This window comes from Micromonospora sp. NPDC048868 (genome assembly GCF_043198195.1).
GTDB classification, from domain to species: domain Bacteria; phylum Actinomycetota; class Actinomycetes; order Mycobacteriales; family Micromonosporaceae; genus Micromonospora; species Micromonospora reichwaldensis.
Genome location: NZ_JBICUN010000017.1, coordinates 118575 through 135516, shown reverse-complemented (window position 1 = coordinate 135516; position 16942 = coordinate 118575). Strand labels below are relative to the sequence as shown.

16 protein-coding genes are annotated in these 16942 nt (G+C 75.9%); 8 read left to right on the top strand and 8 right to left on the bottom strand.

The features are described from left to right. Positions 1–28 precede the first annotated feature (28 nt). Complete coding sequence (locus tag ACGFNF_RS23930) at positions 29–658, bottom strand: MBL fold metallo-hydrolase (protein WP_393170760.1); 630 nt, start codon at positions 656–658, stop codon at positions 29–31. Further along, positions 658–1743 carry an S-(hydroxymethyl)mycothiol dehydrogenase gene (locus tag ACGFNF_RS23925; protein ID WP_151453684.1) on the bottom strand — a complete coding sequence of 362 codons (1086 nt, stop codon included), beginning with the start codon at positions 1741–1743 and terminating at the stop codon, positions 658–660. The genes ACGFNF_RS23930 and ACGFNF_RS23925 overlap by 1 nt, the downstream gene beginning before the upstream one ends. Before the next feature lie 186 nt (positions 1744–1929). Between ACGFNF_RS23925 and ACGFNF_RS23920 the strand changes: the two genes are divergently transcribed. Beyond that, positions 1930–2349 (top strand): hypothetical protein, encoded by a 420-nt coding sequence (locus tag ACGFNF_RS23920; protein ID WP_151453683.1) that lies wholly within the window; start codon positions 1930–1932, stop codon positions 2347–2349. Between the two features lie 108 nt (positions 2350–2457). Here the strand turns inward: ACGFNF_RS23920 and ACGFNF_RS23915 are convergent, their stop codons facing one another. The 6 genes from ACGFNF_RS23915 to ACGFNF_RS23890 all read right to left on the bottom strand — a co-directional run bounded on the left by ACGFNF_RS23915 (position 2458) and on the right by ACGFNF_RS23890 (position 8880). Then, the gene (locus ACGFNF_RS23915; protein ID WP_393170757.1) at positions 2458–3753 is read right to left on the bottom strand and encodes a nitrate/nitrite transporter; all 1296 of its coding nucleotides are present in this window, start codon (positions 3751–3753) and stop codon (positions 2458–2460) included. Then, a complete protein-coding gene (locus tag ACGFNF_RS23910; protein WP_393170755.1) occupies positions 3750–4412 on the bottom strand; it encodes a GntR family transcriptional regulator in 663 nt (220 codons plus the stop codon). Before ACGFNF_RS23910 ends, ACGFNF_RS23915 begins: the two co-directional genes overlap by 4 nt. A gap of 67 nt (positions 4413–4479) precedes the next feature. Continuing rightward, positions 4480–5586, bottom strand: a complete 1107-nt coding sequence (locus ACGFNF_RS23905; protein WP_393170753.1) for a CapA family protein — start codon at positions 5584–5586, stop codon at positions 4480–4482. A 30-nt stretch (positions 5587–5616) separates the two neighbouring features. Beyond that, the gene (locus ACGFNF_RS23900) at positions 5617–6480 is read right to left on the bottom strand and encodes an alpha/beta fold hydrolase (protein ID WP_357580054.1); all 864 of its coding nucleotides are present in this window, start codon (positions 6478–6480) and stop codon (positions 5617–5619) included. Beyond that, positions 6477–7403 (bottom strand): SDR family NAD(P)-dependent oxidoreductase, encoded by a 927-nt coding sequence (locus ACGFNF_RS23895; protein ID WP_393170750.1) that lies wholly within the window; start codon positions 7401–7403, stop codon positions 6477–6479. The genes ACGFNF_RS23900 and ACGFNF_RS23895 overlap by 4 nt, the downstream gene beginning before the upstream one ends. Then, positions 7396–8880, bottom strand: a complete 1485-nt coding sequence (locus ACGFNF_RS23890; protein ID WP_393170748.1) for a flavin-containing monooxygenase — start codon at positions 8878–8880, stop codon at positions 7396–7398. Before ACGFNF_RS23890 ends, ACGFNF_RS23895 begins: the two co-directional genes overlap by 8 nt. Before the next feature lie 110 nt (positions 8881–8990). On the opposite strand from ACGFNF_RS23890, the gene ACGFNF_RS23885 reads away from it, so the two are divergent. From ACGFNF_RS23885 to ACGFNF_RS23855, 7 genes are all read left to right on the top strand, one after another. After that, positions 8991–9653, top strand: a complete 663-nt coding sequence (locus tag ACGFNF_RS23885) for a TetR/AcrR family transcriptional regulator (RefSeq protein ID WP_357580051.1) — start codon at positions 8991–8993, stop codon at positions 9651–9653. A 118-nt stretch (positions 9654–9771) separates the two neighbouring features. Further along, on the top strand, positions 9772–10443 hold the full coding sequence (locus tag ACGFNF_RS23880; RefSeq protein ID WP_393170745.1) for a heme oxygenase (biliverdin-producing): 672 nt from the start codon (positions 9772–9774) through the stop codon (positions 10441–10443). Further along, on the top strand, positions 10440–10745 hold the full coding sequence (locus ACGFNF_RS23875) for a DUF2470 domain-containing protein (RefSeq protein ID WP_393170743.1): 306 nt from the start codon (positions 10440–10442) through the stop codon (positions 10743–10745). Before ACGFNF_RS23880 ends, ACGFNF_RS23875 begins: the two co-directional genes overlap by 4 nt. 87 nt (positions 10746–10832) lie before the next feature. After that, complete coding sequence (locus ACGFNF_RS23870) at positions 10833–11441, top strand: ATP-binding cassette domain-containing protein (protein WP_393170741.1); 609 nt, start codon at positions 10833–10835, stop codon at positions 11439–11441. Then, the gene (locus ACGFNF_RS23865; RefSeq protein ID WP_393170739.1) at positions 11438–12721 is read left to right on the top strand and encodes an extracellular solute-binding protein; all 1284 of its coding nucleotides are present in this window, start codon (positions 11438–11440) and stop codon (positions 12719–12721) included. The genes ACGFNF_RS23870 and ACGFNF_RS23865 overlap by 4 nt, the downstream gene beginning before the upstream one ends. Further along, positions 12718–14478 (top strand): hypothetical protein, encoded by a 1761-nt coding sequence (locus tag ACGFNF_RS23860; RefSeq protein ID WP_393170737.1) that lies wholly within the window; start codon positions 12718–12720, stop codon positions 14476–14478. The genes ACGFNF_RS23865 and ACGFNF_RS23860 overlap by 4 nt, the downstream gene beginning before the upstream one ends. Continuing rightward, the gene (locus ACGFNF_RS23855) at positions 14475–16910 is read left to right on the top strand and encodes a hypothetical protein (RefSeq protein ID WP_393170735.1); all 2436 of its coding nucleotides are present in this window, start codon (positions 14475–14477) and stop codon (positions 16908–16910) included. The genes ACGFNF_RS23860 and ACGFNF_RS23855 overlap by 4 nt, the downstream gene beginning before the upstream one ends. Positions 16911–16942: the final 32 nt, after the last annotated feature.

Below are 16942 nucleotides of genomic sequence, written 5' to 3'. Positions count from 1 at the left end.
CCGGGGCCGCTGGTTGCTGGGTGCGGGGTCAGTGCCCGCGGGCCAGCCACTCGTCGAGGTGGGGAGCCTCCGCGCCGACGGTGGTGCTCTCCCCGTGCCCGGTGTGCACGACCGTCTCCGGCGGGAGGGTGAGCAGCCGGTCCCGGATCGAGGCGACGATCGTGCCGAAGTCGCTGTACGAGCGTCCCGTCGCCCCCGGCCCGCCGGCGAAGAGCGTGTCGCCGGTGAACACGACGCCGAGCTGCGGCGCGTGGAAGCTGCACGCGCCGGGGCTGTGGCCGGGCGTGTGCAGCACGGTCAGCGCGGTCCCGGCCACCTCGACGGTCTGCCCGTCGCGCAGCTCCCCGCCCGGCGCCTCGTCGGGGTGCACCATGTCCCACAGCACCCGGTCGGCGGGGTGCAGCAGCACCGGGGCGCCGGTGGCCCGGGCCAGCGCCGGGGCGACCCGGACGTGGTCGTCGTGCGCGTGGGTGGCGAGGATCGCCCGGACCCGTCGGTCGCCGACGGCGGCCAGGATCGCGTCGACGTCGTGCGGGGCGTCGACGACGACGCATTCGGCGTCGTCGCCGAGCACCCACACGTTGTTGTCGACGTCGAAGGTCTGGCCGTCGAGGGAGAACGTGCCGGAGGTGACGGCGTGGTCGACGCGGGCCGCCATCAGAGGACCACCACCGAGCGCAGCACGTCGCCCCGGTGCATCCGGGCGAACGCCTCCTCGACCTGATCCAGGGCGATCTCCTCGGTGACGAAGGCGTCCAGGTCGAGCCGGCCCTGCAGGTAGAGCTCGGTGAGCATGGGGAAGTCGCGGCTGGGCAGGCAGTCGCCGTACCAGCTCGACTTGAGCGCGCCGCCGCGGCCGAAGACGTCGAGCAGCGGCAGGTCGACGGTCATCTCCGGGGTCGGCACGCCGACCAGCACGACGGTGCCGGCCAGGTCGCGGGCGTAGAAGGCCTGCTTCCAGGTCTCGGGGCGGCCGACCGCGTCGATCACCACGTCGGCGCCGAAGCCGCCGGTGGCGGCGCGGATCGCCTCGACCGGGTCGTCGTCGCGGGCGTTGACGGTGTGCGTGGCCCCGAACTTGCGGGCCCAGTCGAGCTTGCGGGGGTCGGTGTCCACCGCGACGATCGTCGTCGCGCCGGCCAGCACCGCACCGGCGACCGCCGCGTCGCCGACGCCGCCGCAGCCGATCACGGCCACCGAGTCGCCCCGGGTGACCCCGCCGGTGTTCATGGCGGCACCGAGACCGGCCATCACGCCGCAGCCGAGCAGTCCGACGGCGGCGGGCCGGGCGGCCGGGTCGACCTTGGTGCACTGACCGGCGTGGACCAGGGTCTTCTCCGCGAAGGCGCCGATGCCCAGCGCGGGCGTGAGCTCGGTGCCGTCGGTGAGGGTCATCTTCTGCGCCGCGTTGTGGGTGGCGAAGCAGTACCACGGGCGGCCCCGGCGGCAGGCGCGGCACACCCCGCAGACGGCCCGCCAGTTGAGCACCACGAAGTCGCCCGGCGCGACGCCGTCGACGCCCGGCCCGACCTGCTCGACGACGCCGGCGGCCTCGTGGCCGAGCAGGAACGGGTAGTCGTCGTTGATGCCGCCCTCCCGGTAGTGCAGGTCGGTGTGGCAGACCCCGCAGGACTGGATCCGTACGATCGCCTCGCCCGGCCCCGGGTCGGGCAGCACGATCGTGGTCACCTCGACCGGCGCGCCCTTGCTGCGGGAGATGACTCCCCTGACCTCCTGGCTCACGTTTCCTCCTGCTCCACGCCGACGCGTCGCGCCGCCGTCCGTCGGTGCCCTGACGCGGCACCCGATCACGTTCCTCGGGCCGAACCTACTCCCGATCGTCGCGGACGACCGGGGCCGTCGGGCGGTTATCGCGGGCGGCGAGGGGTAGGCCGGGGGCACGGTTCGACGCTCGGACGGGAGTGCGCCATGAGGATCAGCCATCTGCCGCTGCGGGTCAGCATCGGCGCGTTCGTCCTCAACTCGGGGATGGGCAAGCGGTCGCTGGAGGGGGAGGCCGCGCAGGGCATGCACGGGATGGCCGTCGGCGCCGTCCCGCAGCTCGGCAAGCTCGATCCGGACCGGTTCGCCCGGCTGCTCTCCCGGGCCGAGATCGCCCTGGGCGCCGCGCTGCTCGCGCCGTTCGTACCGTCGGCGCTGGCCGGTCTGGGGCTGGCGGCGTTCGGCGCGGGCCTGGTGCAGCTCTACCTGAGGACGCCGGGGATGCGCGAGGCGGGCAGCCTGCGGCCCACCCAGCAGGGCATCGGCCTGGCCAAGGACGTCTGGCTGCTCGGGGCCGGCCTGACGCTGGTGCTGGACGACCTCACCCACGGCCGCCGCCGGCGCTGAGGCCCCGCGCCGTCGGCCGCCTCCACCCCACGGGCCGCGACGCACCGGAGACCACGCCCGCGCCGCGGCGCGGGAGGGTGGTGGGCGCCACGCGGCCGGTGCGGCGGGTCAGGTCGGCGTCGCGGCGGGGGTCCGCGCGGCGAGCTCGCGGCGGGCCGCGTTGCGGTAGCGCAGGACCTGGACCGCGCCGAGCGCCCAGAGGAGGTACTGCACCGCGAAGGCCCACCGGAAGGCGGTCAGGTCCGGGGTGGCCCGACCGGCCGGGGTGGCCAGGTCGAGCACCACGCCGACGGCCAGCACCAGCACGATCGAGGCGACGAAGCCGCCGACGTTGACGACCCCGGTGGCGCTGCCGATCCGGTTGACCGGGTTGAAGCTGCGCGCGTAGTCGAAGCCGATGAGGGAGGCCGGGCCGTTGACCGCGAGCACCAGCACCAGCGTGACCAGCAGCCAGCCCGGCGCGCGTCCCGGCCAGGCCAGCACGACGGCCCAGACGACGGCGGTGGCGCCGGTGATCGCGAAGACCAGCACCGAGCGGTGGAACGGGTGCCGGGCGCAGAGGTGCGCCACCACCGGCCCGGTCAGCAGCATGGCCGCGGTCATCAGGGTGAGCAGCGACGCCGCCGCGGTCGGGCTGAGCCCCTGCCCCTGCACCAGGAACGGGTACCCCCAGAGCAGGGCGAACACCGCGCCGGAGAACTGGGTGACGAAGTGCGTCCAGAGCCCCAGCCGGGTGCCCGGTTGGGCCCACGCGGCGGCGAGTTCCCGGCGGACGTCGGTGAGGGTGGGCGCCGCGCCGGCCGGGACCGGCCCGCCCGGGGTGTCCCGCACGGCGACGACGACCATCAGCAGCACGGTCGCCCCGACCGCCCCGGCGGTGAGGAAGGCGGGCGTCCAGCCAGCCGAGTGCAGCAGGGCCACCAGCGGTACGGCGCCGAGGATCGCCCCGAGCTGGCCAAGCGTGCCGGTGAGCTGGGTCATCATCGCGTAGCGCCGCCCCGGGAACCACAGCGCCACGATGCGCAGCACGCTGATGAACGTCATGGCGTCGCCGAGGCCGATCAGCACGCGGGCGGCGATCGCCAGGGGCACGTCGGTGGCCACGGCGAAGCAGAGCTGGCCGGCGACCATCAGCGCGCCGCCGGCGATGAGCAGCCGGCGGGACCCGAACCGGTCGAGCAGCACGCCGACCGGCACCTGCATCGCCGCGTACACGGCGAGCTGGGCGACGGAGAAGGTGGCAAGCGCCGAGGCGTTGACCTCGAAGCGGTGTGCCGCGTCGACACCGGTGACGCCGAGCGAGCTGCGGTGGAACACGGCGGCCACGTACGCGGACACGGCCACGCCCCAGACGAGGCCGCCCGCCGAGCGGAGCGGGGCGAGCGGTGCGGTCAGCACTCTCACCGCAGGGACCGCAGCACGGCCGCCGCGTTGTCGATGTGCGCGGCGACGGCGGCGAGCCAGCGTCCGGGGTCGTCGGAGTCGAGCGCGGCGAGCTGGTCGGCGTGCTCGGTGAGCGCCGTCTCGGCCCAGCCGGGCGAGAGCCGGAAGCTGGCCTCCCCCATCCGCAGCTGCCGGTCGCGCAGCCGCTGGTACAGCTCGGCGAGGATCTCGTTGCCGGCGGCGTCCACGACGGTGGCGTGGAACGCCCGGTCGGCCTGCATCAGCGCGGCCAGGTCACCGGCGGCGTGCGCGTCCCGCATCTCGGCCAGCCGGGCGGCTAGGTCGCCCCGCAGCGCCGCGCGCCGGGGCCAGACCCGCTCGGCGGCGTGCAGCTCGACCAGCCGCCGCGCCTCGATCACGTCGGTGATCTCACGGGCGGAGACCGGGCGGATCAGGGCGCCCCGCTTGGGATAGAGCCGGACCAGTCCCTCCGCCTCCAGGCGCAGCAGCGCCTCCCGGACCGGGGTGCGGGAGACCCCGGTGGCCTCGGCGATCTCCCCCTCGCTGACCAGCGACCCGCCCGGGTGGATCTGCTCCAGGATCTCGCGCTTGAGGTGCCGGTAGGCGCGTTCGGCGGCCGAGGGCGCGGCCGTCCGGCTCGACGGGGAGGGATGCGTCATGTATCTATGGTGGGCCCCGCATCCTCGGCGCGCCTCGCGCCCCCGCCGGGGGTGGCGCGGGCCACCGTCAGCGGGGGTGGAGCGTCAGCAGCTTGTCGCCGTCGACGGCGAACCCGCGCGCGAACGGTGGGCCGAAGCCGCCGAGCAGCCCCGCCAGCCAGCCGGCCTCGTCGGGCGCGGCCCGCTCCAGCCGCATCCGGCGCATCCGTACCGGGGCCGCCCGCAGGCGCCGCAGCGCCCCGGTGGCCGCGTCGAGGGTCGGCAGCCAGAGCAGCCGCAGCTCCGGGCGGTACGCCTCCCGCCCGCCGATGCCCTCGTAGTCGTCGACCAGGTCGCCGCAGCCGTAGAGGATGAGCCGGTCGCGGTACACCTCGACGGGGCGGGGATGGTGCGACGAGTGGCCGTGCACCACGTCCACGCCGGCGTCGACCAGCCGGTGGGCGAAGTCGACGTGCGCGGGCGGCACCTCGTACCCCCAGTTGGTGCCCCAGTGCACGGAGACCAGCACCCGGTCCCCCGGCCCGGCCACGGCGGCGATCCGTCCGGCCAGCGCGTCCGCCGAGGCGACCGAGACCTCCGGCAGGTACGCCACCCCGGGCGACCCGGCGGTGGCCGCCCAGGGCGGGGGCACCCCGCTGGACGGTGCGGCCACCGACCAGACGAGCAGCCGGCCGCCCCGGCCGAGCGGCACCCGGGCGGGTCGCCAGGCCGACGCCGCGTCCCGGCCGGCGCCGGCGGTGGCGATGCCGGCGTCGGCCAGCGCGTCGAGGGTGTCGGTGAGCCCGACGGGGCCGAAGTCGAGGCTGTGGTTGTTGGCCAGGGCGCAGACGTCGAGCCGGGCCGCGGCGAGGCAGGACAGGTTCCCCGGGTGCATCCGGTAGTGGATCGCCTTGGCCGGTGCGTGTTCGCCCCGGCCGGTCACCGCGGTCTCCAGGTTGACCACGCGGGCGTCGGGCCGCAGCTCGTCGAGCAGGTGCAGCGCCTCGCCCCACGGCCAGGCCGGCGGCGCCGGGCGCGGGACCGGCCCGTTGGCCTCCCGGGCGAGGTCGACGTAGTCGCGGGCGTCGCGTACCGCCGGTTCGCGCAGCTCGGGCGGGCCGGGCGCGGGCAGGATCGCGTCCACGCCCCGGCCGGTCATCACGTCGCCGCCGAGGAAGAGGGTCAGCTCGGGCACCCGGCCCGCTTTCCCCGTCGCGCCGCCGGCTCACCTGCCGGCGGCGTCCGCGCCGGCCTCGGCCCAGAAGTCGACGAGCAGGCGGTGGAACTCCTCGGCGCACTCGATCTGCGGCATGTGCCCGCAGTCGGCGAACAGGTGGGTGCGGGCGCGCGGCAGCCGGGACCGGGCGGCGTCGAGGTGCGCCGCCGGCAGGATCAGGTCCCGGTCGCCCCAGACGACCAGGGTGGGCACGTCGAGCCGTTCCACCTCGGCCAGCAGCTCCTCGCGCCACTGCGGGCTGACGCCCCGGAAGGTGCCGAGGCTGCGCGCGGTCTCCAGCATCACCCGGGCGGCGTACGGCTGGCGGGCGACCGCCAGGGCGTGGGCGACGCGTTCGGCGGTGGCGAGGGCCGGGTCGTGGAAGAGCGACAGCTCGGCGCGGCGGGCGGCCCAGCGGGTGGGTCGCAGCAGCAGCCGGCCCAGCGGGCGCAGCGCCAGCAGCCGCAGCGCGATGGTCACCTCCCGGCCGAAGCCGGCGCTGTTGACAAGCGTCAGGCTGGCCACCCGGGCCGGCTCGGACGCCGCGAGGCGCATGGCGACGGCGCCGCCGAGGGAGTTGCCTACCACGTGCGCCGGCTCCTCGACGCCGACGGCGTCGAGGTAGTGGGCGGCGAACTCGCCAAGCGCGGGCAGGGTGCAGGGGCGGGCCATCGGCAGCGAACCGCCGTAGCCGGGCAGGTCGACGCTGTGCACCCGGAACCGCGCGGCGAGCAGTTCGTGCAGCTCGGTGAAGTCGCGCAGGGTGCGGCCGATGCCGTGCAGCAGCAGCACCGGCGGCCCGTCGCCGTCGACGCGGTGGCACACCCGCCGGCCGTCCACGCTCACGTGCCGGCGTCCGGCCGGGGCGCTCACGCCGGTCCTCCGGCCGGGTCGGCCGCCGGGGGCGTCTCGGGCTGGCGCTGCGCCGGGGCGGGCGATCCGGTGGTGAGCCGGCGGGTGGCGTCGCCCGCGACGCGGTCGAGCGCGAAGGCCAGGACCCGCTGGTACGACACGGGCGCCACCCGGGCCAGCAGGTCGGGCAGCTTCGCCGACCAGCCGATCAGCACCCGGCCCCGGCGGCGGTGCACGCCGCGCAGGATCACCTCGGCGGCCCGGGCGGGGTCGATGGTCAGCAGCTTCTCGAACTGCCGGCGGCCGGTCTCGAACTCCTCGGCGGGCACGCCGGCGCCCACCCGGGCGTTCTGCGCGATCCGGGTGCGGATGCCCCCCGGATGCACGCAGGTCACCCCGATCCCCTCGCCGGCCAGCTCCTGGCGCAGCGCCTCGGTGAAGCCGCGGACGGCGAACTTGCTGGCCGCGTAGGCGGTCTGCCCGGCCGGGGCGATGATGCCGAAGAGGCTGGAGACGTTGACCAGGTGCGCGCCCGGCTCGACCCGCAGGGTGGGCAGCAGCGCGTGGGTCAGCTGCGCCACGGCCCGGAAGTTGACGTCGACGACCCAGCTGAACTCGTCCAGGCTCACCTGGTCGAACCGGCCGCCCAGCGCCACCCCCGCGTTGTTGACCAGCAGTCGCAGCGCCGGGTGCCGCCGCCGGATCTCCTCGGCCACCCGGGCGGTGGCGGCGGCGTCGGCCAGGTCGACCACGTAGGCGGTGAGCTGCCGGTCGGGGTGCGCGGCGCGGACCGCCGCGACGACGGCGTCGAGGCGCCCGGCGTCGCGGTCGACCAGCACCAGGTCGCTGCCCCGGCGGGCCAGCCCGTGTACGAGGGCCTCGCCGATCCCGCTGGCGGCGCCGGTCACGACGGCCGTGCCGCCGGTGAAGACGAACCTACGCACGGGCGGTCCTCCGTTCCGGTGTGCCGGCGCGGGAGAACCGCACGCCGGGGTCGGTGAGCCGGCCGTGCCGCATCAGCAGGACGTCCCGGGGATAGTTCTGGTGCAGCCGCCACGGCGCCCGGGCGCCCTGCTTGGGCAGGGCGTCGACGCTGCGCAGCACGTAGCCGGCCGTCAGGTCGATGATCGGCTCCAGCTCGCCGTCGGGCGGCGGCAGCGGGGTGACGACCTGCTGGCCGGTGCGGTCCAGGTGCCGCAGCAGCCGGCAGACGTAGGTGGCCACCAGGTCGGCCTTGAGCGTCCACGAGGCGTTGGTGTAGCCGAGGGTCATCGCGAAGTTCGGCACCCCGGAGAGCATCATCCCCTTGTAGGCGACGGTGTCGGGCAGCTCCACCTCGGCGCCGTCCACGGTGAGCGTCATGCCGCCGAGGGCGAGCAGGTTGAGCCCGGTGGCGGTGACGACGACGTCCGCGGCCAACTCCTCGCCGGAGGCGAGCCGGACGCCCCGCTCGGTGAAGGTGTCGACGGTGTCGGTGACCACCGACGCCCTCCCCCGCGCCACCGCGGTGAACAGGTCGCCGTCGGGCACCACGCACAGCCGCTGGTCCCAGGGGTCGTAGCGGGGCGAGAAGTGCCGGTCCACGTCGTAGCCGGCCGGCAGCCGGCCCCGGGCGGCGCGCAGCAGCAGCCGCCGGACCAACGCGGGCGCCCGCCGGCTGAGCTGGAAGTTGGCGGTGGAGAGCAGGACGTTCTTCCAGCGCACCACCGGATACGCGGCCTTCGCGGGCAGCCAGCGCCGCAGCGCGTCGGCCAGCACGTCGCGCGACGGCAGCGCCAGGACGTACGTGGGTGAGCGCTGGAGCATGGTGACGTGGGCGGCCCGCTCGGCCATCGCCGGCACCAGGGTCACGGCGGTGGCGCCGCTGCCGATCACCACCACCCGCTTGCCGGTGTGGTCGAGGTCGGCGGGCCAGTGCTGCGGGTGCACGATCCGCCCCGCGAACCGCTCGGTGCCGGGGAACCCCGGGGCGTACCCGGCGTCGTAGCGGTAGTAGCCGGCGCAGGTGAACAGGAAGGCACAGGTCAGCGTGACCGTCTCGCCGGTGTCGTCGCGCTGGGCGTGCACCGTCCAGCGGGCGCTTGCGCTGTCCCAGTCGGCCCGCTGCACCCGGTGCCGGAAGCGGATGTGGTCGGTGACGCCGTACTCGTCGGCGGTGCGGCGGACGTAGTCGCGGATCGAGTCGCCGTCGGCGATGGCCTTCGGGTCGGTCCACGGCTTGAAGGAGTAGCCGAGGGTGAACATGTCGGAGTCCGACCGGACGCCGGGATAGCGGAACAGGTCCCAGGTGCCGCCGATCGCGGCGCGGGACTCCAGCACCGCGTACGACTTCTCCGGGCAGTGGCGGCGCAGGTGGCAGGCGGCGCCCACGCCGGACAGGCCGGCGCCGACGATGAGCACGTCGACGTGTTCGGTGGCCATCTCGTCTCCGTCCGCCGGTGTGACCGGACACTAGCCACGGCTGTCGAGGCTCGTCAACACCCTGTCGAGTCGGATCGACACAGTGTTGATCCGGTGTAGAGTCACCGGGCATGACACCCGCCCGTACGGCCACCGGGAACGCGACCGGGCGCGGACGGCGCGCGGCGCGCTCCGTCGGCGACGAGCGGGAGCTGGCCATCCTGGCGACCGCCGAGCAGCTGCTGGGGCAGCGGGCCTTCGCCGACATCTCCACCGACGACCTGGCGCGCGGGGCGGGCATCTCCCGGCCCACCTTCTACTTCTACTTCCCGTCCAAGGACGCGGTGCTGCTGACGCTGCTGGACCGGGTCATCGAGGAGGCCGACGCCGCCGCCGGGAACGTGCTGGAGCGGCTGGCCGAGGACCCGCCGGCGCGCTGGCGGGAGCTGATCGACCGGTTCCACGAGACGTTCGGCGCACACCGCGCGGTGGTGCTGGCCTGCGCCCAGGTGCGCGGCACCAACGCCGAGGTGCGCCGGCTCTGGGCAACCGTGCTGGAGCGCTGGGTGCACGCGATCGAGACCGCGATCGTGGCCGAGCGGCGGCGCGGGGCGGCCCCCGACGGAGTGCCGGCCCGCGACCTCGCCATCGCGCTCAACTCGATGAACGAGCGCGTCTGGTACGCCACCTTCGCCGGCGACGGGCCGGCGGTGGCCGAGCGCGACGTGGTCGACGTGCTGCGCGACGTGTGGCTGGCCGCGATCTACCGCGGCACCGCTCCCCCGCCGGCCTGACCACGCCGGGCGAGGTGTACCGGCATGACCTCGAGGTCGTGCCCCCACCCACGTGCCCGGCTACCGTTGATCTCTCCCGACGGCGACCCGCCCGGCCATCCGTCCCCCTGGAGGAGACTTGCGCCCGACCAGCACCCCGTTCTCCGCCGAGCTGCGGGCCGCCAGCGCCGAGGCCCACCAGGGCGCGGAGTCCCAGCGGTACGTCTCGGCCCTGGTGGCCGGCGAGCTGGACCGCGCCGGCTACGCCGCGCTGGTGGTGCAGCACCACGTGATCTACGAGGCGCTGGAGGGTGCCGCCGAGGCGATGCGCCACGACCCGCTCGCCGGCCCGTTCGTCGACGACGCGCTGACCCGGCTGCCCGCCCTCGCCGCGGACCTGGCGTTCCTGCTCGGGCCCGACTGGCGCCGACGGATCGACCCGACCCCGGCGACGGTCGCCTACGCCGGGCGCCTCGGCGCGGTCTGCGCCAGCTCACCGGAACGGTTCGTCGCCCACCACTACACCCGCTACCTCGGCGACCTCTCCGGCGGCCTGCACATCGGACGGTCCCTCGCCCGGCACTACGGGCTGACCGGGGACGCCGGGGCGGCGTTCTACCGGTTCGACCGGATCCCCAGTCCGAAGGCGTACAAGGACGCCTACCGGGCCAGGCTGGACGCCCTCCCGCTCGACGAGGTGGGTCGGGCCGCGCTGCGGGCCGAGGTGCTCGTGGCGTACCGGCACAACACCGAGGTCCTCGCCGCCCTGTCCCACCTCGTGCCGGCCACGGACGCTGAGGTGGCCGCGTGACCGCCCCGTTCGGCGCCGACGTGGTCGCCGCCGTCTGCCGGCACATGAACGACGACCACGCAGCTGACTCGCTGCTCATCTGCCGCACGCTCGGCGGGCAGCCGGCGGCCACCCGGGCCCGGGCCACCGGCCTGGACGCCGAGGGGATGGAGTTCGCCGTGACCGTGGACGACATCGAGGTCCCGGTGCGGGTGCCGTTCGCCCACCGGCTGAGCGAACGCGCCCAGATCCGGCAGGAGGTGGTGCGGATGTACCGGGAGGCGTGCGCGCGACTCGGGCTCCCACCGCGCGCCGCCGGCTGACCGTCGGCACTCCACAGGGGACGGCGGGGGCGCCGACAATCGGCGAAGTGTGCAACCCTGGTGGCGACTTCCCGGTCACCGGAGGTGATGACCACGTTACGACTTCGTGAACTCGTCGCCGTGCCCGGCACCGCACCGGTGACTTTGGACGTTCCCGCCGGCGGCTCGGCCGCCCTGGTCGCCGCCCCGCCGGTCGGCACCGCACTCGCCCGGGTGGTGAGCGGGCTGGCCGCGCCGGTCGCCGGCCGGGTCCTGGTCGGCGACCGGGAGGTGACCGCCCTGCCGCCGCCGCAGCGCCGCATCGCCTACGTGCCGGCCGGCGGCGCGCTGCTGCCCCACCTGACCGTGCACCGCAACATCGTCTACGGCCAGCGCCGCCGGGAACGGGTGCGGCAGGTGACCGACGACTGGACGGCGAGCGTGGTCGACCGACTGGAGTTGACGCCGACCCTGGAGCTGCGGCCGCACCTGCTGTCGGAGGCGCAACGGTTCCGGGTCGCGCTGGCCCGGGCGGTGGTCTGCCTGCCCGAGGTACTGGTGATCGATCTCCCGACCGGGCCCGCCGGCGGGGGGCGGCTCACCGACCTGGTCGGCCGGCTCTCGCCGTCGGGCACGCCGGGAGCTGCCGTGCTGGTCTGCACGGCCGACCCGGGCGCGGTGGCCGACGTGCCGGTCGCCGCCGAGGTCGGCCCGTGACGCCGGCGGGCCGGCTGGGCCGGCGTACCCTGCTGCGAGCCGCCGCCGCGGCCACCGCCACCGTCACCGCCGGCTGCTCGGCCACGGGCCCGGCAATCCAGGTCGCCGTGGTGTGGAACGGCGAGGAGTTGGCCCGGTTCCGCGAGGTGGTGAAGGGCTACGGCACAGGCGTGCAGGTGATCAGCGCCGGCAACGACATCGACGCGTTCCTGCGCGCCCGCAAGCTCGCCGGCACCAGCCCCGACGTGGCGATCCTGCCCAGGTCCGGGCTGGTCATCGAGTACGCCCGGCGCGGCTGGCTGCGCGAGCTGACCAGCACGGCCGCCAGCTACACCGTCCCGCGGGGCATGGCCGACCTGCTCTCCGCCGACGGCCGGCGCTACGGCGTCTGGGTCAAGGCGGCCCACAAGTCCCTGTTCTGGTACTACCCGTCGATGCTGCCGGCCCCTCCGCGCAGTTGGGACCAACTGGTGGCGCTCACCAAGCGGCTCGGCGCGCGGGCCCGCGCAGGCGACGGCGCGGCGCCTCTCTCGGTCGGCGCGGCCGACGGCTGGGTGCTCACCGACTGGTTCGAAAACGTCCTCGCCGACGTGGCCTCGGCCGGGCACTACGAGGCGCTGGCCCGGGGCGAGGCCGACTGGCGCAGCCCGGTGGTGCACGCGGCGCTGGACCGGCTCGCCGAGCTGTGGAGCGTCGACGGCGCGTTCCCCGGCGGTGGCCGGCGAGCCCTGCTCACCCAGTACGACGAGTCGGTGATCCAGGTCGTGCACCACCGTCGGGCCACGATGCTCTTCGAGGCCGACTTCGTCGACGTGGTCGCGCGCGACTTCCGGCGCGGCCCGGAGCAGCCAGAGACGTTCCGCTTCCCGGCGTCCCGGGTAGCCGACAGCCCGCTGGTCGTCGGGGGCGACGCGGCGGTGGCGTTCGCCGGCTCCGCCCGGGGGGCGGGGCTGGTGCGCTGGCTCAGCGGCGGGTCCGCGTTCCAGCCGTGGATGCGCGCCGGGGGCTATCTCTCGCCCAACGTGTCGGTGCCGCTGGACGACTACCACGACCCGGTGCGCCGGCACCTCGCCGCTGAGCTCCGGACGGCGGGGATCGTGCGATTCGACCTCTCCGACCGGCTGCCGGGACCGTTCACCGGCTTCGACGGGGTGGGCATCTGGCGGATCATGCAGGACTTCTTCGCGGACGTCACCGGCGGGATCACGGCCGACGAGGCGGTCCGGCGGGCCACCGGGCAGCTGGCGGCCGCGGCTCGGTCGGCGGAGCGCGGCCGGTGAACCGGGTGCTGGGCGAGCTGGCGGTCCTCGACGACGTGGGGCCGCCGCGTCGGGGGCGTGCCTACCCCGCGGCGCGGGGCACCTGGACGCTGCTGCTGCCGGCCCTGCTGCTGCTCGGCGGCCTGGTCGCGTGGCCGGTGCTGCGTACGCTGCACGCCAGCGTCACCACCGACGGACGGTGGGTGGGCGCGGAACACTTCCGCACCGCTCTGGCCGCCCCCGGCACCGGCGCCGTGGTGGGGCGCACGCTGCTCTGGGCGCTGGTGGTGCCGACGGTGGTCACCGTGCTGGGCTACCTGCTCGCCGCCGCCTCACGCCGTTCTCAGGAGGGCGGGCTGGTCCGCCTCGCCCTGGTGGTGCCGACCGCGCTGCCGCTGGTGGTCACCGGTGTCACCTTCCGGCTGATGTACGACCCCGACCCCGGGCGCGGGCTGGCCACCCTGGTCGCCGCGACACTCACCGGCCGGCCGGCGGGGGACGCGCCGCAGTTGCTCGGCCCCGGCCTGATCACGGTGGCACTGATGTCCGCGTTCGTGTGGGCGTGGGTCGGGCTGGCCGTGCTGGTGTTCCGGGCCGCCCTCGACGCCGTCCCGCCCAGCCTCGCCGACGCGGTCCGCGCCTACGGCGGCAACCGCCGCGACGTGCTCTGGGACGCACAGTGGCGGCCCCTGCTGCTGCGTACCGTGGCGGTTGTCTTCACGCTGGCGGCGCTCGGCACCGCCCGGACGTTCGACCTGATCCTGGTGATGGCGCCCGGCTCGGTGCGCGACGAGGCGTCGGTACTCGCGCTGCGGGTCTGGCAGACCTCCAACGGCGCCACCACCGGCGAGGGCGCGGCGCTCGGGGTGGTGTGGCTGGTGGCGGTCGCCGCCGGCATGCTGGTCACGGCGCTCTTCGTGCGGCAGGGTTGGCCGCCGCCGCGGGGTCCGGTCGACGGGCCCGATGCGGTGGCACCGGTGCCGCGCCGGGCGATCCGGCTGCTGGCGGTGGGCGCGGCGATCGCCTGGCTGGTGCCGCTCGGGGTGCTGCTCGCCACCTCGCTGCACTCGACGGTGGACGCGGCGACCCGGGGCTGGTGGCGCGGCCCGCCCAGTCTCGACTCCTACCGGAAGCTGCTGACCGGGCACGAGCTGTGGGGCACGCTCGGCTTCACGCTGGTGCTGGCGACCGTGGTCACCGCCGTGGTGCTGGGCGTTGCGCTGCTCGCCGCCTACCCGCTGGCCTGGTTGAGCGGATCACGGGCCCAGGCCACCGGGCTGCTGCTGATGGCCGCGAGCATCGTCCCGGTGCAGGTCATCGCCGGGCCGGTCAACGAGGTGCTCGGCATGGTGCTCTCCTCGGGCACGGCACGCGGCCTGGTGCTGGTGCACGTCGCACTGGGTGTGCCGTTCGCCGTGCTGGTCCTGCGTAACGCGTTCGCCGACCTGCCCGCCGAGCAGGTGCGCGCGGCCCGTCTGGGTGGGCGGCACTGGTGGGGCACCCTGCGGCTGCTCGCCCGGCACAACCGCCCCGCCGTGGTCGCCGTCGCGGTGCTGGAGTTCGTGCAGGTCTGGAACGACCTGGTCGTCGGCCTGTTGTTCAGCGGACCCGGCGCGGCGCCGCTGGGGCTCTTCCTGGCCGGGCAGACCCGCGGCTTCGTGGCCAACAGCGGCGCGCTTGCCGCCGGCTCGGTCATCGCGTCCATCCTGCCGGTGCTGCTGCTGGTGCTGGCCCGCCGCCATCTCGTCGCCGGCCTGGTCGCGGGGGGCCTGCGGTGACCCGGCCGGGGCCGCCCCGCCGGCCGCGCCGGCTGAGCCTGCTGCTCGCCGTCGGAGGCGTGGTCGGCGGGACGGTCAGCGCGGTCCTCGGCAACGTCACCGGCAACCTGCTCTCCGAGCTCTCCGTCGCCCAGCTCGGCTCGGCCAGCGCCGGGGTGATCGTGCTCGGCCTCGCCGCCGCCGTCCTCGTCGAGTGGCGCCGCCAGCGGCGGCGGCCCGCGACGCCGGACGACACCGAGGCCACCGACGCACCGTCTCGCGCGCAGGTGGCCGAGGCCGCGGACGGCACGGCCCGCCGCACCGGCGGGAACACGCCCGTCGCGGGCGTGTCCAACCTGCCGTGGCCAGCCAATTTCACCGGCCGGGCCGGGCACGTGGACGCGATCGGCGAGCTGCTGTCGAGGGAACACGCGGTCGCGGTGGTCGGCCGGCGGGGCGTCGGCACCTCCTCCTGCGCGGTCCAGGCCGCCAACCTGTGCCGAGCGGACTTCCCCGAGCGCCAGTACTACCTCGACCTGCGCCGGGACGGCCGGCCGCACGGTGCCCGGCAGGTGCTTACCGCGCTGGCCCGGGTCCTCGGCACCCGGCCGCCCGCCTCGGCACGCGCCGCCGACCTCGCCGACGCTGCCGACGAGCTGAGCGGCCAGCTCGACGGCCGGGCGATCCTGGTGGTGCTGGACAACGTGGACGGACTGGCTCAGGTCCGGCCGCTGCTGCCGCTGTCCGCGCGGACGTGCCGGCTGCTGCTGGTCGGGACCCCCGCGCTGGCCGGTCTGAAGGGTGTGGTGGCGCACGGGCTCGACGAGCCGGACTCGGACGACGCCGTCGAGCTCTTCGCCGCCGCGGACAGCACCGTGCCCGTCGACCGGCCGCACCGGCCGAACCCACGCACAGATCCGGCGGTACGCGACCTCGTCGAGCTCTGCGGCCGACAACCCCGCGCGGTCGCGGAGCTTGGTCGCCGTACGGCCCAGCACGGCTGGCGGCACGCCGACGTGCGCGACGCGCTGCGCCGCGCCGTCGACACGCCCCCGCACCAGCACGTCGCCCTCTCACCGGCGACCCTGCTGGTGACGGCGCGGGACACCGCGTACGACGCACTGGGCGGCGAGGCGCGGCGGCTGTGGCGGCTCATGTCGCTCAGCCCGGTGCCGTTGGACCAGCCGACGATCACGGCGCTGGCCGCTCGTCGCCCCGCGCGGGTGGCCACCCTGCTGCACGAGCTGGCCGCCGGCGGGTTCGTCACCGGCGCGCCCGGTGACCGCTACGAGGTGCGCCCGCTGCTGGCCCCGTACGCCCGGATGCACCTGCGCGACGCGGAGCCGGCGCATCGTCGGGTCGCCGCGCAGGCCCGGCTCACCCGGCACCTGGCCCGACGGGCCGAGCGGCACGCCGCGAGCCTCGCCGTGGTCGGCTCGCCGCCGGACCGGGAGCCGACGCTGGCGCTGGACGACGACCCGTACGGCTGGTTCGACCTGCACCAGGAGCTCCTGCTGGCCGTGGTCAGGGTGCCGGCGGGCGCGGCGGAGACCCTGCCGCGCCGGGTTCGCCGCTGGTGGTTCCGCCTGGCGGTGGCGCTGTGCGGCTGGCTCGCCCACGCCGAGCGCCTCGACGAGTGGGCGGAGGTGTGCCGCACGGTGCTCGCCACGCCCACGGCCGACGACCGGCCGGAGATCGCCGGCTGGGCGCACAACGAGCTGGGGGTGCTGCGCCGCCGCCGGGGCGACCCGCAGGCAGCGGCGACGGCGCTCAGCCTCGCGGTGGCGGAGCGGGGCCGGCGCGGCACCGCGCAGGCGCGGATGAACCTGGGCCTGGTCCTGCTGGACATGGGGCAGTTCGACGACGCGGTGGAGCACCTGGAGCTGTCACGGCGGCACCGCTCGGCGGCGGACCGGGCCGGGCACGCGCTGACCGATCTGGGCCTGGGCGCCGCCCGGCTGTCCCGGGGGGAGCTGGAGGTCGCACACCGCCACCTGGTCCGCGCGGCGAACGCCTTCCGCGCGCTCGGCGACGCCCGGGGCTACGCGGCGGCGCTGACGAACCTGGTGCTGGTGCACGCGGGGCTCGGCGAGCACCTCGACGCGGCGCAGTCGTGGCGGGCGGCGCTGCGCGAGTACGAGTCCGTGGCCGATCCGACCAACCGGGCCGCCGCGCTGCTCAACGCGGGTGCCGCGCTGTTGTCCACCACGCCGGCCCAGGCACGGCAGGCGTACGAGTTGCTGGCGGAGAGCCTGCGGCTGCGCGACGGGCGGCCGACGGCCGGCCTGGGGCGGACCCTGCTGCACCTGGGCGACGCGGCGGCGGCCCTCGACGACGCCGACGAGGCCCGGCGGCACTGGGCGGACGCGGCGGGCGTGTGCGAGGAGGCGGGGGACGTCGACGGTCAGGCGGCGGCCGACGCCCGCCTGGTGGGCAGCGACGCGCCGGCCTGAGCGGGGCCCGCGCCGAGCGCCCCGCCCGCGCG

Bases quoted from the DNA above. Each gene is read 5' to 3' on its own strand.
- ACGFNF_RS23930 (WP_393170760.1), bottom strand. From the start codon at position 658: ATGGCGGCCCGCGTCGACCACGCCGTCACCTCCGGCACGTTCTCCCTC.
- ACGFNF_RS23920 (WP_151453683.1), top strand. From the start codon at position 1,930: ATGAGGATCAGCCATCTGCCGCTGCGGGTCAGCATCGGCGCGTTCGTC.
- ACGFNF_RS23910 (WP_393170755.1), bottom strand. From the start codon at position 4,412: ATGACGCATCCCTCCCCGTCGAGCCGGACGGCCGCGCCCTCGGCCGCC.
- ACGFNF_RS23890 (WP_393170748.1), bottom strand. From the start codon at position 8,880: ATGGCCACCGAACACGTCGACGTGCTCATCGTCGGCGCCGGCCTGTCC.
- ACGFNF_RS23885 (WP_357580051.1), top strand. From the start codon at position 8,991: ATGACACCCGCCCGTACGGCCACCGGGAACGCGACCGGGCGCGGACGG.
- ACGFNF_RS23870 (WP_393170741.1), top strand. From the start codon at position 10,833: ATGACCACGTTACGACTTCGTGAACTCGTCGCCGTGCCCGGCACCGCA.